At 70.7% G+C, this 15,414-nt stretch carries 16 protein-coding genes; 14 read left to right on the plus strand and 2 right to left on the minus strand.

Features of this window, described 5'->3' with window-relative positions:
• The first annotated feature begins 47 nt into the window (after positions 1-47).
• The 13 genes from FB391_RS05265 (at position 48) to dapF (ending at position 12,153) form a co-directional block, all read left to right on the plus strand.
• Entirely contained in the window at positions 48-542 is a 495-nt protein-coding gene (locus tag FB391_RS05265) for a GNAT family N-acetyltransferase (protein ID WP_141893279.1), read from the plus strand.
• 65 nt (positions 543-607) lie between these two features.
• The gene (locus FB391_RS05270) at positions 608-3,331 is read left to right on the plus strand and encodes an FtsK/SpoIIIE family DNA translocase (RefSeq protein ID WP_141893281.1); all 2,724 of its coding nucleotides are present in this window, start codon (positions 608-610) and stop codon (positions 3,329-3,331) included.
• A 26-nt stretch (positions 3,332-3,357) separates the two neighbouring features.
• Complete coding sequence (gene pgsA, locus FB391_RS05275; RefSeq protein WP_141893283.1) at positions 3,358-3,930, plus strand: CDP-diacylglycerol--glycerol-3-phosphate 3-phosphatidyltransferase; 573 nt, start codon at positions 3,358-3,360, stop codon at positions 3,928-3,930.
• Entirely contained in the window at positions 3,927-4,424 is a 498-nt protein-coding gene (locus tag FB391_RS05280; RefSeq protein ID WP_141893285.1) for a CinA family protein, read from the plus strand. The genes pgsA and FB391_RS05280 overlap by 4 nt, the downstream gene beginning before the upstream one ends.
• 166 nt (positions 4,425-4,590) lie before the next feature.
• Positions 4,591-4,899, plus strand: coding sequence for a helix-turn-helix domain-containing protein (locus tag FB391_RS05285; RefSeq protein WP_018172206.1), 309 nt, complete (start codon positions 4,591-4,593; stop codon positions 4,897-4,899).
• A gap of 31 nt (positions 4,900-4,930) precedes the next feature.
• Positions 4,931-5,155, plus strand: coding sequence for a DUF3046 domain-containing protein (locus FB391_RS05290; protein ID WP_141893287.1), 225 nt, complete (start codon positions 4,931-4,933; stop codon positions 5,153-5,155).
• 245 nt (positions 5,156-5,400) lie between these two features.
• A complete protein-coding gene (gene recA / locus FB391_RS05295) occupies positions 5,401-6,459 on the plus strand; it encodes a recombinase RecA (protein WP_141893289.1) in 1,059 nt (352 codons plus the stop codon).
• Positions 6,460-6,493: 34 nt separating this feature from the next.
• Complete coding sequence (locus FB391_RS05300) at positions 6,494-7,195, plus strand: regulatory protein RecX (RefSeq protein WP_141893291.1); 702 nt, start codon at positions 6,494-6,496, stop codon at positions 7,193-7,195.
• A 73-nt stretch (positions 7,196-7,268) separates the two neighbouring features.
• Positions 7,269-8,261, plus strand: a complete 993-nt coding sequence (locus FB391_RS05305) for a phosphotransferase family protein (protein WP_141893294.1) — start codon at positions 7,269-7,271, stop codon at positions 8,259-8,261.
• 62 nt (positions 8,262-8,323) lie between these two features.
• Entirely contained in the window at positions 8,324-9,874 is a 1,551-nt protein-coding gene (gene miaB, locus FB391_RS05310) for a tRNA (N6-isopentenyl adenosine(37)-C2)-methylthiotransferase MiaB (protein WP_141893296.1), read from the plus strand.
• Positions 9,875-9,881: 7 nt separating this feature from the next.
• The gene (gene miaA / locus FB391_RS05315; RefSeq protein ID WP_141893298.1) at positions 9,882-10,826 is read left to right on the plus strand and encodes a tRNA (adenosine(37)-N6)-dimethylallyltransferase MiaA; all 945 of its coding nucleotides are present in this window, start codon (positions 9,882-9,884) and stop codon (positions 10,824-10,826) included.
• On the plus strand, positions 10,823-11,245 hold the full coding sequence (locus FB391_RS05320; protein ID WP_141893300.1) for a GNAT family acetyltransferase: 423 nt from the start codon (positions 10,823-10,825) through the stop codon (positions 11,243-11,245). Before miaA ends, FB391_RS05320 begins: the two co-directional genes overlap by 4 nt.
• A 35-nt stretch (positions 11,246-11,280) precedes the next feature.
• On the plus strand, positions 11,281-12,153 hold the full coding sequence (gene dapF / locus FB391_RS05325) for a diaminopimelate epimerase (RefSeq protein WP_141893302.1): 873 nt from the start codon (positions 11,281-11,283) through the stop codon (positions 12,151-12,153).
• 7 nt (positions 12,154-12,160) lie between these two features.
• Here dapF and FB391_RS05330 read toward each other — a convergent pair whose 3' ends face one another.
• Together FB391_RS05330 and FB391_RS05335 are read right to left on the minus strand one after the other, a co-directional pair.
• A complete protein-coding gene (locus FB391_RS05330; protein ID WP_141893304.1) occupies positions 12,161-13,114 on the minus strand; it encodes a Dyp-type peroxidase in 954 nt (317 codons plus the stop codon).
• A 15-nt stretch (positions 13,115-13,129) separates the two neighbouring features.
• Positions 13,130-13,774: a class I SAM-dependent methyltransferase gene (locus tag FB391_RS05335; RefSeq protein ID WP_141893306.1), complete on the minus strand. Its 645-nt coding sequence runs from the start codon at positions 13,772-13,774 to the stop codon at positions 13,130-13,132.
• A 119-nt stretch (positions 13,775-13,893) separates the two neighbouring features.
• On the opposite strand from FB391_RS05335, the gene hflX reads away from it, so the two are divergent.
• The gene (gene hflX, locus FB391_RS05340) at positions 13,894-15,414 is read left to right on the plus strand and encodes a GTPase HflX (protein ID WP_141893308.1); all 1,521 of its coding nucleotides are present in this window, start codon (positions 13,894-13,896) and stop codon (positions 15,412-15,414) included.

Here is a 15,414-nt window from a genome sequence, read left to right on the forward strand (position 1 = left end):
GCGGGGTGCGTCATCCTGTCGTAACACGCGCGCCGTACGATCGGCCCGTGGCGTCTTCGTTCCGCATCAGGCCGGCCGTCGGGTCCGACGGCTCGTTCCTCGGCGACATGGTGGTCGAGGCGGCCAACTGGCGCCAGGGCGCGGCGCGGCCGCGGCACGAGATCATCGGCGGCGACGACCACCGCCGCTATGTCGCCGGGTGGAAGCGGCCGGGCGATGCGGGATTCGTGGCGGAGGATTCCGCCGGAGGCCCGGTGGGTGCCGCGTGGTATCGCATGCTGCCGCGGACCGACCCCGGCTTCGGGTATGTCGGCACCGGCGTGCCGGAGCTGATCATCGGCGTGCGGCCGGTGTGGCGCGCGCACGGCGTCGGACGCGCGCTGCTGCAGCGGCTGTGCGAGAAGGCCCGCGCCGACGGGTTCGCGCGGCTGAGCCTCAGCGTCGAGCGCGGCAACTTCGCAGCGACGCTGTACCGCAGCGAGGGGTTCGCGGTCGTCGAGGCGGGGCACGGGCGCGACACGATGGTCAAGCGCCTGCGATAGTCCGCGAAGGGCGCTGAGCGGCGTGGTTCCGCGGAAATGTCGGGCGCCCGGCCTACCGTGGGGGGATGGCCAGGAGCACAAGCCCGACCAAGGGGTCGCGCGCGTCTTCGAACGCGTCGTCGAGCACGCGCTCGACGACGTCTTCGAGCGCGCGGAAGCCGGCGGCGGCCAAACCCGCACCGGCGCCGAAGCGCTACGTGGGCGAGCCCGACCGGCCGCCCGTCGTCGTCCGCGCATGGATGGGCATCGCGCACGCCACCGGCGGACTGTTCCGGGCATTCGGGCCCGAGGTCCTCGAGAAGGAGCAGCGTCGCGACGGCTTCCCGTTCCTGCTCGTGCTGCTGGCGATCGCCGGTGCCGTCAACGAGTGGTTCTTCATCGGCAACGAGGTCGCGAAGACGATCAGCGCCTACACGGTCGGGATGCTGGTCGGACGCGAGGCGTTCGTGCTGCCGGTGCTGCTGCTCATGCTCGCGGGCTGGATGTTCCGGCATCCCTCGTCCGTGCATGACAACGGGCGCGTCGGGATCGGGTTCGGCCTGCTGATCGTCACGATCGCGGGCTTCTGCCATGTCGCGGGCGGCCGCCCGCAGCCGAGCCAGGGGCTCCCGGCCCTCAGCGAGGCCGGGGGGCTGTTCGGCTGGATGCTCGCCGAGCCGCTGGCCTTCGTGCTGACCGACATCGGGGCGTACATCGCGCTGTCGCTGCTGTCGCTGCTGAGCGTCCTGATCATCACCAAGACCCCGCCGAACCGCATCGGCCGCCGCCTCGGCGAGCTGTACATGTGGATGTTCGGCGCCGAGCCCCGTGAAGAGAAGCCGGTGGATGCCGCGGCCGCCGCCTCGGCCGACGACGAGGGCGACTCGTCCCTGCCGTTCTGGCGCCGCAACAAGACCGGCCGCGAGAAGGATCCCGAGGGCGGGCTGGGCTCGCAGGACCTCACCGAGCTGCTTCCTGCCGGATCGTCGCAGGGCGGTTTCGATCAGGCGATCGCGGCATCGGTCACGCCGCCTCCGGCTCCCGCGACGGACGCGCTCACGGAGGTGATCGACCCCGCCGTGCTGTCGGCGGCGAAGGCCGCCACGTCGTCGCGCACGTCGCTGCGCGACGACGCCGAGGTCATCGAGGACGACGGGCTCCTGCCCGGGCTCGACGGCATCGGGACGTCGTCGGCGCCGGGTGCGCCCACGGCCCCGTACCGGCTCCCGTCGGTCAATGCGCTGGCGGCGGGCTCGCCGCACGTCGCGCGGTCGCAGGCGAACGACGACACCGTGCGGGCGATCACGAGCGTGCTCGACCAGTTCTCCGTCGACGCGCGCGTGACCGGGTTCTCGCGCGGTCCGACAGTCACGCAGTACGAGATCGAGCTCGGCCCGGGCGTCAAGGTCGAACGCATCACCGCCCTGACCAACAACATCGCCTATGCCGTCGCCTCGAACGAGGTGCGCATCCTCGCGCCGATCCCCGGCAAGAGTGCGATCGGCGTCGAGATCCCCAACACCGATCGCGAGATCGTCACGCTCGGCGACGTGCTGCGCTCGCAGACCGCCACCAACCAGACGCACCCGATGACCATTGGCGTCGGCAAGGACGTGGGCGGCGGCTACGTCGTCGCGAACCTGGCGAAGATGCCCCACCTGCTCGTGGCCGGCTCCACCGGCTCGGGCAAGTCGAGCTTCGTGAACTCGATGATCACGAGCCTGCTCATGCGCGCCAAGCCGGCGGACGTGCGCATGGTGCTGATCGACCCCAAGCGGGTCGAGCTCACGTCGTACGCCGGTGTTCCGCACCTCATCACGCCCATCATCACGAACCCCAAGAAGGCCGCAGAGGCGCTGCAGTGGGTCGTGAAAGAGATGGACATGCGGTACGACGACCTCGCGTCGTTCGGCTTCCGCCACATCGACGACTTCAACAAGGCCGTCGTCGCGGGTGAGATCACCCTGCCACCGGGCAGCGAGCGCGTGCTCAAGCCCTACCCGTACCTGCTCGTGGTCGTCGACGAGCTCGCCGACCTCATGATGGTCGCGCCGCGCGACGTGGAGGACTCGATCGTCCGCATCACGCAGCTCGCCCGCGCCTCGGGCATCCATCTCGTGCTGGCCACGCAGCGGCCGTCCGTCGATGTCGTGACGGGCCTCATCAAGGCCAATGTGCCGTCGCGCCTGGCGTTCGCGGTGACGAGCGTCACCGACTCGCGCGTCATCCTCGATCAGCCTGGCGCCGATCGGCTCATCGGCCAGGGCGACGGGCTGTTCCTGCCGATGGGCGCCTCGAAGGCGCTGCGCGTCCAGGGAGCGTGGGTCAGCGAGAAAGAGATCGAAGAGGTCGTCAAGCACGTCACCAACCAGGCGCGGCCGGAGTATCGCGCCGACGTGCAGGCCGTCGCCGAGAAGAAAGAGATCGACGCCGACATCGGTGACGACCTCGATCTGCTGCTGGCGGCCGCCGAGCAGATCATCTCGACGCAGTTCGGCTCGACGTCGATGCTGCAGCGCAAGCTGCGCGTCGGATTCGCGAAGGCCGGCCGTCTCATGGACCTGCTGGAGTCCCGCGAGATCGTCGGTCCCTCCGAGGGCTCGAAGGCCCGCGACGTGCTCGTCACGCCCGATCAGCTGCCCTCGGTGCTCGCGCGCCTGCGCGGCGAGGACGTGCCGGATGCGGCGCCCGCGGCCGCGGCATCCGATCAGTACGGGAAGGATGCCGTCGCCTCGCAGTTCGACGGCTACCCGGAGGTCGACGGCGACGAGGGCTCAGAGGACGCCTGGGGCTTGACCGGCCGCGACTGAACGGTCCCGACGGATAGGCTCGGCGCATGGAGATCCCGCGGCAGCTGCCGAACACGATCACGATCGTGCGCATTCTCTGCGCACCGGTCTTCCTGTGGCTCCTCCTCGCGGACGGTGGCGCCGACGGCGCGCTGCGGTGGTGGGCGGCGGCGCTGTTCATCGTCGCGATCGCGACCGACGGGATCGACGGCTATCTCGCCCGCAAGCACCACATCGTCACCGACCTCGGCAAGCTGCTCGACCCGATCGCCGACAAGGTGCTCACGGGCTTCGCCTTCATCGGGCTGTCGATCCTCGGCGAGCTGCCCTGGTGGGTCACGATCGTCGTGCTGATCCGCGAGATCGGCATCACCGTGTACCGCTTCATGGTCGTCAGCGACCACGTGCTCGCCGCCGCCTGGATGGGCAAGCTCAAGACCCTCGCGCAGGGGGTCGCGCTGTCGCTCGCGCTCCTGCCGCTGTGGACCCTCGTCGGCGAGTGGATCTTCTGGGTCAACGGCGTGACGATGACGATCGCCGTCGTCCTCACGATCGCGAGCGGCATCGACTACATCGTGAGCGAGGTGCGGGCGGCTCGCGAGAAGCGGACGTCGTCGTGACGGAGGATCCTTCGTCTCGTTCCTCGCTCAGCGCGGGCGCGGCGGCGGCGGTCCTCCGCGCCCTCGGCGTGCGGGACTGGTCGATCGCCGCGGCGGAATCCCTCACCGGCGGACGCGTCATCGCCGCGCTCGTCGACATTCCGGGCGCCTCCGCGCACGTGCGCGGAGGCATCGTCGCCTACGCGACCGACCTCAAGGCGCGGGTGCTCGGCGTCGACGAGGGCCTGCTCGCCGAGCGCGGTGCCGTCGACGCCGAGGTGGCCCTCGCGATGGCCGGGGGAGTGCGCCGCGTGATGGGTGCCGATGTCGGGCTCGCCACCACCGGCGTGGCCGGCCCGGACGCGCAGGACGGCAAGCCCGTCGGCACCGTCCACATCGCCGTGGTGACTCCTGAGACCGCGGTGACCGCTCAGCTCGCGCTGGCGGGGACCCGCGACGAGATCCGCACGGCGTCGGTGACGCGCGTGCTCGAGCTGGCGCTCGACGTGCTGTGAGGCATCCACTGCTCTTCGTGTCGGCCGGGAACAGACCGTGTTGCGTCTCGGTTACATTCGGTGATTCCCACCCATTGCCCAGTTCTCGGGATTAGATTGGCATCATCCGGTGCTGTACTGTTGGCCACCCGGACGACGGTGGAATCAGAAGTGAGGAGGGGCCCTGATGATCCTGGTACGTCAAGAGATCGGCGAAGTGCTTCGTGATTTCCGCCAGCAGAAGGGGCGCACCCTCCGGCAGGTGGCGAGCCGCGCGAGCGTCGCCCTCGGCTATCTGAGCGAGGTCGAGCGCGGGCAGAAGGAGGCCTCGAGCGAGATCCTCGCCTCGGTGGCCGAAGCGCTCGACGTCCCGATCTCGATCATCATGCGAGAGGTCGGTGACCGCATCTCGGTGCTGGAGGGACTGCAGACGTTCCCCGATGTCGTCCCGGACGACCTGGTGGCCTCGGTCGACGCCGAGCTGTCGCTGCGCTGACCTCCACGAAGCTCAGGGATCGCCTACCCAGATGCGCCGCAGTGAGTTCCGTCGCGCCGTCGACGACGAGTTCGGCGGGCGCGCGAGCGCCGTCGTGACCGATCTGGTCCTCTCGCGCGTGGGCGGCCGCACGGCCGCGGATGCCATCGCCGCCGGCGTGGACCCGCGTGAGGTGTGGCTCGCGCTGTGCGAAGAGCTCGATGTGCCGGCCGAGCGCCGATACGGCGTGGGGCGGCTCGAACCCCGTCGCAGCTGACGCGCATCCGTCGTCGCCGCGCGGCGTGTCGTCGAATATCTGTTCGAGATCCGCGTAGTGTCCTCCACAGAAGGTGTCGAGGACGTGTTTTGCACGGACCGGGGCCGGGCGAAGGCCGATGTCGGAACCCACCCCTAACGTGATCCACGTCGAACGACACCACACGCCTTGTCGCAGCATCCGTTCCACCGGGGCGGAGCGCGACAGCCTACAGGCGACGGAACACCAGCACGAAGGAGCACGACATGCCCTCACCCGCAGACCGCGAGAAGGCCCTCGAATCGGCCCTCGCCCAGATCGACCGGCAGTTCGGGAAGGGCTCGGTGATGCGGCTCGGCAGCGACGAGCGCGCTCCCGTCGAGGTCGTGCCCACCGGCTCGATCGCCCTCGACGTCGCCCTCGGCATCGGCGGACTCCCGCGTGGCCGCATCATCGAGATCTACGGTCCGGAGTCGTCGGGTAAGACGACGCTGACCCTCCACGCGATCGCCAACGCGCAGCGCGCGGGCGGGATCGCCGCGTTCATCGACGCCGAGCACGCGCTCGACCCGGACTACGCCCAGAAGCTCGGCGTCGACATCGACGCGCTGCTCGTGTCGCAGCCCGACACGGGTGAGCAGGCGCTCGAGATCGCCGACATGCTGGTGCGCTCCGGCGCGATCGACCTGATCGTCATCGACTCGGTCGCGGCGCTCGTTCCCAAGGCTGAGATCGAGGGCGAGATGGGCGACTCGCACGTGGGTCTGCAGGCGCGCCTCATGTCGCAGGCGCTCCGCAAGCTCACGGGTGGTCTCAACCAGACCAACACCACGATGATCTTCATCAACCAGCTGCGCGAGAAGATCGGCGTGTTCTTCGGCTCGCCCGAGACCACCGCCGGCGGTAAAGCGCTGAAGTTCTACGCGTCGGTGCGACTCGACATCCGCCGCATCGAGACGCTGAAGGACGGCTCCGACGCGGTCGGCAACCGCACCCGCGTCAAGGTCGTCAAGAACAAGATGGCGCCGCCGTTCAAGCAGGCGGAGTTCGACATCCTCTACGGCGTCGGCATCTCGCGCGAAGGCAGCCTCATCGACTTCGGCGTCGAGCACGGCATCGTCAAGAAGTCGGGCGCGTGGTACACGTACGACGGAGAGCAGCTGGGCCAGGGCAAAGAGAACGCGCGCAACTTCCTCCTCAAGAACGAGGACGTGGCGGCAGACATCGAGTCGAAGATCAAGGTCAAGCTGGGCATCGGCCAGCCGCGCGGCGCTGCCGCCGAAGGCTCGGCGGCTGACGAGCTGGCGGCCCGTCGTCCGGCGTGATGCCTACGCAGGCGCAGCGACCGAGGGACCTCATATGACGACCGAGAACGGGGGCGAGCACGAGAGGCTCGCCCCCGTCATCCCCCTCTTCGGCGGTCCCGCACCCACGGCGCCGCTCGAAGCCTCACCTGAGCCGGCATGGAACGCGACCTGGGCCGATGACCCGGAGTCGGCGGACGACGACTACGACCGGTTCGGCAATGACACCTCGCACCTGCGCGTCCCGGACGCGGCGGCCGCGGCTGCCGACGCACGCGAGAACGCCGAGAAGAGCCTCCTGAAGAAGCTCCGGGCTCGCTCGCTGTCCGTGCGCGAGGCGCGGGGCGTCCTGCGCGATCATGAGCTCGATGACGAGGCGATCGACGAGGTCGTCGCTTCGTTCGAACGCCTCGGCTACCTCGACGACGCCAGGCTGGCGGAGCAGCTGGTGCATTCCGGCTCCGACCGGAAGGGCCAGGGGCGCAAGGCGATCGCGCAGACCCTCGCCAAGCGCGGGGTGTCCCGCGAGGTCGCCGACGCGGCGCTCGAGGAGCTTCCTGACGACGACTTCGAACGCGCCCTCGAGTTCGCCCGCGGCAAGGCGTCGGCGATGCGCGGCCTGGAGCGCGATGTGGCCGTGCGCCGGCTGGCCGGCCAGCTGGCACGTCGGGGCTACGGCGGCCCGGTGGCGATGAACGCCACGCGCCAGGCGCTGGATGAGCTGAGTCGTCCCGTCGGCCGCGTCCGCTTCGAGTGACCTCCGAGGGCGCCCGCGGCCGGCGGACGACATACGGTCCCGAGCGAGGGCGCCACGTCGCTAGGGTGAGCGGATGCTCACGAAGTTCGTGCTCGAAGACGAGCAGCTGACACGCCTGGTCGCCCCCGTGGGGCGACTCGCCTCCGCTGAGCCGCTGTCAGGCGGCATGTTCGCAACGGCCTACCGCGTGCACTTCGAGGACGGACGCCGCGCGGTCGCGAAGATCGTCGGCGCAGACACCTCACGGCTCTACCGGTACGAGCTCGGCCTGCTCGGCACGGAGGCGCTCACCTACGAGATGCTGGGCGGCAGCGGCGTGCCCGTCCCGCGCGTCCTTCACACCGACTTCAGCCGGTCCGCGGTCGACGCCGATGTCGTGGTCGCCGAGCACCTGCCGGGGGTTCCCTGGCTCAACCTGCAGCTCGACGACGCCCAGAACGCGGTCGTGCGCCGCGGTCTGGGCGCCGTCATGGCCGATCTCCATCGCGTGCCGGCGCCGACGTTCGGGTATCCCGCCGCCGACGCGGCCCTGTCGGGCCCGACGTGGCGTGAGGCGTTCGGGGCCATGATGGACGCCGTCCTCGCCGACGCCGAGCGCTGGCACGTCCACCTTCCGGCGGAACGGGTGCGCGCGGCTGTCGGTGCGCACGCCGCAGCTCTGAGCGCCGTGACGCATCCCGTCGTCGTCCACACCGATCTGTGGGCCGGGAACGTCTTCCTCGACCCCGAGACGCTCGACATCGTCGGCATCATCGACACCGAACGGACCCTCTGGGGCGACCCGCTCCACGAGCTCGCGGGCGCCGATCAGCAGGGGCACGGCGACCCCGATGCCGACCTGCTCGCAGGCAACACCGCGGCCGGCGGCATCCTCGCGGACGAGCTCGCTTCGCCGACGGGACCCGCGCGACTTCAGCTGTCGCGCCTCTACTTCGCGCTGATCCTCTCCAGCGAGCCCGTGGTCCGCGGCTACGAGGGCGACTGGGTGGCAGGGTACGAGCAGACAGCCCGCGACAACATCGGGCGGGCGCTGGCCTGGCTGGAGGGCGCCGCGGCGCACCAGTGACGGCGCCGGCGGCATCCGCTCCCGACCTGTGCCCGGGAGCGGGCTCGTAGAATGGCGGGATCATGTCTTCCCCTTCCGCCACACCGACTCTCATCGCGCCGTCGGCCGCGTCGCACGACGCCGACGGGCGCGCCCGCACCTATGAGGTGCGCACCTTCGGCTGCCAGATGAACGTGCACGACTCCGAGCGCCTGTCGGGTTCGCTCGAGAGCGCCGGCTACGTCCGCGCCGACGCCGGCGAAGAGGCCGACGTCGTTGTCATCAACACGTGCGCCGTGCGCGACAACGCCGCGGGCAAGCTCTACGGCACGCTCGGCCACCTGAAGTCCCGCAAGGACAAGCACGAGGGCATGCAGATCGCCGTCGGCGGCTGCCTCGCCCAGATGGACAAGGACGTCGTCCAGCAGAAGGCGCCGTGGGTCGACGTGGTCTTCGGCACGCACAACATGGGGTCGCTCCCGAGCCTGCTCGAGCGCGCGCGCCACAACGGCGAGGCTGAGCTCGAGATCCTCGAGTCCCTCGAGATCTTCCCGTCGACGCTGCCCACCAAGCGCGACAGCGTCTACAGCGGCTGGGTGTCGATCTCGGTCGGCTGCAACAACACCTGCACGTTCTGCATCGTGCCGAGCCTGCGCGGCAAAGAGAAGGACCGCCGCCCCGGCGACATCCTGAACGAGATCCGCCTGCTCGTCGACGACGGCGCGATGGAGGTCACCCTCCTCGGCCAGAACGTCAACTCGTACGGTGTCGAGTTCGGCGACCGCCAGGCGTTCGGCAAGCTGCTGCGCGCCGCCGGCGAGATCGACGGTCTCGAGCGGATCCGCTTCACGAGCCCACACCCGGCGGCGTTCACCGACGACGTCATCGACGCCATGGCCGAGACGCCTGCCGTCATGCCGCAGCTGCACATGCCGATGCAGTCCGGCAGCGACCGCATCCTCAAGGCCATGCGCCGGTCGTACCGCAGCGAGCGGTTCCTCGGCATCCTGGACCGCGTGCGTGCCAAGATGCCCGACGCCGCCATCTCGACCGACATCATCGTCGGCTTCCCCGGTGAGACCGACGAGGACTTCGAAGACACCATGCGGGTCGTCGAGCAGGCGCGGTTCGCGAGCGCCTTCACGTTCCAGTACTCGATCCGCGAGGGCACGCCGGCCGCGACGATGGCCGATCAGGTGCCGAAGGAGGTCGTGCAGCAGCGCTACGACCGCCTGATCGCCCTGCAGGAGCGCATCTCGCTGGAAGAGAACCAGAAGCAGGTCGGCCGCGAGGTGCACGTGCTCGTGTCGACCGGCGAAGGCAAGAAGGACGCCGCGACCCACCGCCTCACCGGCCGCGCCGAAGACAACCGCCTCGTGCACTTCGAGGTTCCGGAAGGCTCCGCCACGCCGCGTCCCGGCGACGTCGTGTCGGTCGTCGTTACCCACGCCGCACCGTTCCACCTGCTCGCCGATTCGCTCGACGGTGCACCGCTGCGCATCCGCCGCACCCGCTCGGGCGACGCGTGGGACCGCGCGCAGGCGGAGTCGTGCGCGATCCCCGCCCCCTCCGGCGACGCCGGCGCACCGCGGGCCGTGTCGCTGGGCCTTCCGACTCTGCGTGTCGGCGTCTGAGCGCACCGTGACCGGGCCCGCGACGCCTGCGGCAGGCGCCGAGCCCCGGGTCTGGGCCGTCGTCGGCGCGACCGGCACCGGCAAGACGGCGCTGTCGCTCGAGCTCGCCGAGGCGCTGGCGGCGCGAGGACGAGCCGCCGAGATCGTCAACGCCGACGCGATGCAGCTGTATCGCGGCATGGACATCGGGACGGCGAAGCTCCCCGTCGACGAGCGGCGCGGCATCCCGCACCACCTCTTCGACGTGCTCGACGTGACTGCCGAGGCGGCCGTGGCCTGGTATCAGGATGCCGCGCGCGACGCCGTGCGCGGCATCCATCATCGCGGCGCCGACGCGATCCTCGTCGGCGGGTCCGGGCTGTACGTGTCGAGCGTGCTGTTCGACTTCCGCTTCCCGCCGCGGGACGAGGCGGTGCGCGCACGCCTGGAGGCGGAACTGGACGAGCACGGGCCCGGCGCCCTCTACGCGCGCCTGCGCGAGGCCGACCCGGCCACGGCCGAGAAGGTCGATCCGCGCAACGGGCGCCGCATCGTGCGCGCGCTCGAGGTCCTGGAGCTGGGGGAGCGGACGCACGGAGCGGCCCTCCCCGCGGCGCCCGTGCTGTGGCATCCCGACACGCGCATCGTCGCGGTGGGCGCACCGCGCGACGAACTGGTGGCCCGGCTGGACGCGCGCGTCGAGGGCATGTGGCGTGACGGGCTCCTCGACGAGGTGCGGCGGCTGAAGGGCGACGGGCTCGAGACGGGCGTCACCGCGCGGCGCGCCATCGGCTACGCGCAGGCGCTCGCCCAGCTGGCCGGCGATCTCACCGAGCCCGAAGCGATCGCCGAGACTCAGGCGCTCACGCGCCGCTATGCACGCCGTCAGGTCTCGTGGTTCCGGCGATACGAGGACGCACGCTGGGTGACGGCGGGGGCGGATGCCGGAGCCCTGGCAGACTCGTGGACATGACGCCCGAGATCCGATCCTTCGAACTCGCCGACACCGAGGCCGTGGTCTCGCTCTGGCAGGCGGCCGGGTTGACACGCCCCTGGAACAACCCGTACCAGGACATCAGCCGCAAGCTGCGCGTGCAGCCGGAGCTCTTCCTCGTCGCCGTCGACGGCGGTGCCGTCGTCGGGTCGGTGATGGCCGGCTACGACGGTCACCGCGGCTGGCTGTACTACCTCGCCAGCGACCCGCACCGCCGGGGCCAGGGGATCGGCAGGCTGCTCGTCCAGCGTGCCGAGGAGCTGCTGCTCGAGCTCGGCTGCCCGAAGGTGCAGCTCATGGTCCGCCCTGACAACGGCATCGCACGCGGCTTCTACGACGAGCTGGGCTACGAGCCGTTCGAGACCTGGACGACCGGCAAGCGCCTGATCGCCGACTGAGCCGGGCGGCACGGGGCCGCCTCTAGACTGGGACGATGCCGCAGACGATCGCGTTCACCAAGGGCCACGGCACCGGAAACGACTTCGTGATCGTCCCCGACCCTGACGGCGCCCTCGACCTCTCGGACGACCAGGTCGCCGTGCTGTGCGACCGGCGGTTCGGCATCGGCGGCGACGGCATCCTGCGCGTCGTGCGCGCAGCCGCGATCGCCGAGGGCGCTGAGGCTGCGGCAGCAGGCGCGGAGTGGTTCATGGACTACCGCAACGCCGACGGGTCGAAGGCCGAGATGTGCGGCAACGGCGTGCGCGTGTTCGTGCGCTATCTCGTCGACGTCGGCTGGGTGGACCTGGATGCCGGGCCGCTCGCGGTCGGCACGCGCGCGGGCGTCAAGACCGTCACCCGCAACGAGCGCGGGTACGAGGTCGATCTCGGAGCATGGCAGGTCGACGAGTCGGAGGTGCTGGTGCGCACGCGCGGCGGCGGAGCGCCACGGCCGGGTGTGGGCATCGACGTCGGCAACCCGCACGTGGTCGTCGCGCTGCCCGATGAGGCCGAGCTCGAAGGGCTGGACCTGGCGGTGCAGCCGCTTCTCAGCCCGGAGCCGCCGCACGGCGCGAACATCGAGTTCGTCGTGCCCAGCGACCCGCTGGTGCACGAGGGCGTCGGCTCGATCCGCATGCGCGTCTTCGAGCGCGGTGTCGGCGAGACCTTGAGCTGCGGCACCGGCGTCGCGGCGGCGGCCCTCGCCGTCCGTCACTGGGCCGGTCCGGCAGCGCCCGACCACTGGGTCGTCGACGTTCCGGGCGGAACCCTGGGAGTGAGGATGCCGGAGGTCGGCGGCGAGCGTCACGTGCTGCTGTCGGGCCCGGCGACGCTGGTGTACACGGGCGAGGTCACGCTCGCCTGAACGGCGCTCAGTCCGCCAGCGACTCGAGCAGGGTCGCCGAAGGGGCGAAGAACGCCGAGCCGGTCAGCGGCGTGGAGAAGTCGAGCAGGCGGTCGTGCAGGCCCGGCGGGTCTCCGATGAACATGCGTTCCAGCATCCGCTCGATCACCCACAGGCGCCGCGCGTAGCCGATGAAGTACGTGCCGAGCTCGCCGCGGGCCGGGGCGCCGAAGGGCATGTTGTCGCGCAGGATGTCGTGCTCGTCGCCGGCCTCGTCCACGATCGTGGCGAGCGTCTTGTGCGACTTCTGCGCCGCGGGCGCCGCGTCGTCGAGCTCGATGCTGTCCGGCTTGGTGCGCCCCATCACCGCCTCCTGCTGCTCGGTGGTGAGCGCCCGCCACGCGTCGAGCGGGTGCACGTACTTCTGCACCACGACGTAGCTGCCGCCCGCGAACGCGGGATCCTCGTGGCCGACGAGCGTCGCCTCGGGAAGCGAGTCGCCGACCGGATTGGCCGTGCCGTCGACGAATCCGAGCAGGTCGCGGGCGTCGAAGTAGCGGAACCCCTCGGTCTCGTCGGCCACCGTCACGGCATCGCCGAGCAGGTCGACGAGCTGGCGCTCCAGCTCGAAGCACAGGTCGCGCCGGTCCGCGCGGATGTGGAACAGCAGGTCGCCCGGCGTGCTGATCGCGGTGTGCGCGGCGCCCTGGATCGTGCGGAACTCGTGAAGTTCGCGCGGCAGGTCGGGCCCGAACACCCGGGGCCAGAGTGCGGCGCCCACCCCGACGGTGCACGAGAGCGATGCGGCCAGGTCGCGGAACGCGACGTTCTTGGTGACGTCGGCGAGATCGCCGAGCGTCCCGCGCACGGTCGCGAGAGCTTCTGGGGTGTCGTGCACCGTGAGCACGAGGAACACCGCTGAGCGGGTGAGGGGCGCATCGACGCGCTGCGGTTCGATGGGGACGCGGCGGGCTTCCGACACGTGCGGCTCCTCGGGTCAGTCGATGATGGGGATGTCCTCTGTCGGCGGGGTGCCGTGGCGACGAACCTTCAGCACGCGGAACCCGCGGGCGGTCGCGGAGCGGTGGACGCTGTAGCCGTGCGCGAACGTGGCGGCCAGCCAGCGCTGGAGCGAGTCGGCGCCGAGATTCCGCTGCACCACGAGCCACGCATCCGATCGCTCGTCCAGCCGCGGGATCCAGCGCTCGAGCATCCCGTGCAGCTCGTTCTTGCCGACGCGGATCGGCGGGTTCGAGCGGATCGTGCGGAACACGACGTCGTCGGGAACATCGTCGGGCAGCGAGGCGTTGACATTGTCGAGCCCGAGGGCTTCGGCGTTGCGGCGCACGAGGTCCAGGGCGCGCTCGTTGACGTCGACCGCCCACACGGTGGCGTGGGGCGCATCCAGCGCAAGGCTCAACGAGATGGGACCCCACCCGCAGCCGAGATCGAGGAAGTCACCCCCGGCAGGCGGCGGTGGCGTGTTAGCCAGCAGGACGCCGGTGCCCGAGTCGACATGGTCGGGACTGAAGACGCCACCCGCAGTGGTGACGTCCAGGTCGCGACCTGCGAGGCTGACGCGGATGCGCCGGAGGTTCTCGGGACTGGCGGGGGTTGCACTGAAGTAGTGATCGCCGCCCATGGCTGACGAGCCTAGCGGAGGACCACGGCGCGTGCCCACTGGGCAGGACTAGAATTCACGGATGCCTCAAGCGGCCGGTCACGGTCGAAAAGGGGTCCACTGACACACGTAAGGAACACATGACCGACACGACGACACCCCGCAGCACCGACGAGACGCCGGTGGACCCGGTCGATCGGGTGCTGTCGCGCGCCGAAGCGCGGTCCGGGGTGCACGTCTTCGGTGCCGCTCAGGCGCTGCAGGACGAGGCCACGATCGGACGCGCCGACACCGACGGCGAGCAGTGGGACCGCGAGGAGCGCGCTGCGCTGCGCCGCGTGCCCGGGCTCTCCACCGAGCTCGAAGACGTCACCGAGGTCGAGTACCGCCAGCTGCGGCTGGAGAACGTGGTGCTCGTGGGCGTGCACCCGCAGGGTCAGGCCGACGAGGCCGAGAACTCGCTGCGCGAGCTCGCGGCACTCGCCGAGACAGCAGGCGCCGTCGTCCTCGACGCGGTGCTGCAGCGGCGCCCGCATCCCGACCCTGCGACCTACATCGGCCGCGGCAAGGCGGAGGAGCTGCGCGACATCGTCGCGGCGGTCGGCGCCGACACCGTGATCGCCGACACGGAGCTCGCTCCCAGCCAGCGCCGCGCGCTCGAAGACGTGGTGAAGGTCAAGGTCATCGATCGCACGACCGTCATCCTCGACATCTTCAGCCAGCACGCCAAGAGCCGCGAGGGCAAGGCGCAGGTCGAGCTCGCGCAGCTGGAGTACCTGCTGCCGCGCCTGCGCGGCTGGGGCGAGTCGATGAGCCGCCAGGCCGGTGGGCAGGTCGGCGCCGGCGGCGCGGGCATGGGCTCGCGCGGTCCTGGTGAGACGAAGATCGAGCTCGACCGTCGCCGCATCCGCACCAAGATGGCGCAGCTGCGCAAGCAGATCCGCGACTTCGCGCCGGCGCGCGACGCCAAGCGCGCCGAGCGCAAGCGCAACACGATCCCGTCGGTGGCGATCGCCGGGTACACCAACGCCGGCAAGTCCTCGCTGCTCAACCGGCTCACGAGCGCGGGCGTGCTCGTCGAGAATGCGCTGTTCGCGACGCTGGATGCCACCGTCCGGCGTTCCGAGACGACCGACGGCCGCGTGTACACGCTGACCGACACCGTCGGCTTCGTGCGCAATCTGCCGCACCAGCTGGTGGAGGCGTTCCGCTCGACGCTCGAAGAGGTGGGCGGATCGGACGTGATCATCCACGTCGTGGACGGCTCGCACCCCGACCCTGCGGCGCAGCTGGCGACGGTGCGGGACGTGATCGGCGACGTGGGCGCGCGGGACATCCCCGAGCTCGTGGTCTTCAACAAGGCCGACCTCGTCGACGACGACACGCGGCTCGTGCTGCGCGGGCTGGAGCCGAAGGCGATCTTCGCATCGTCGCGCACGGGTGAGGGCATCGACGAGCTGCGCGCGGCGATCGAGGCCGCGCTTCCGCTCCCGGCGGTCGAGCTGAACGTGCTGGTGCCCTATGACCGCGGAGACCTCGTGTCGGCGATCCACGAGCACGGCATGATCCTGTCGCAGGAGCACGAGGAGGGCGGCACCCTGGTGCACGCGCGCGTCGGCGAGCACCTGGCGGCGAGGCTCGCGCCGTATGCCCGCACCTGA

It is taken from the genome of Microbacterium kyungheense, assembly GCF_006783905.1.
In the GTDB taxonomy this organism is placed as follows: Bacteria; Actinomycetota; Actinomycetes; order Actinomycetales; family Microbacteriaceae; genus Microbacterium; species Microbacterium kyungheense.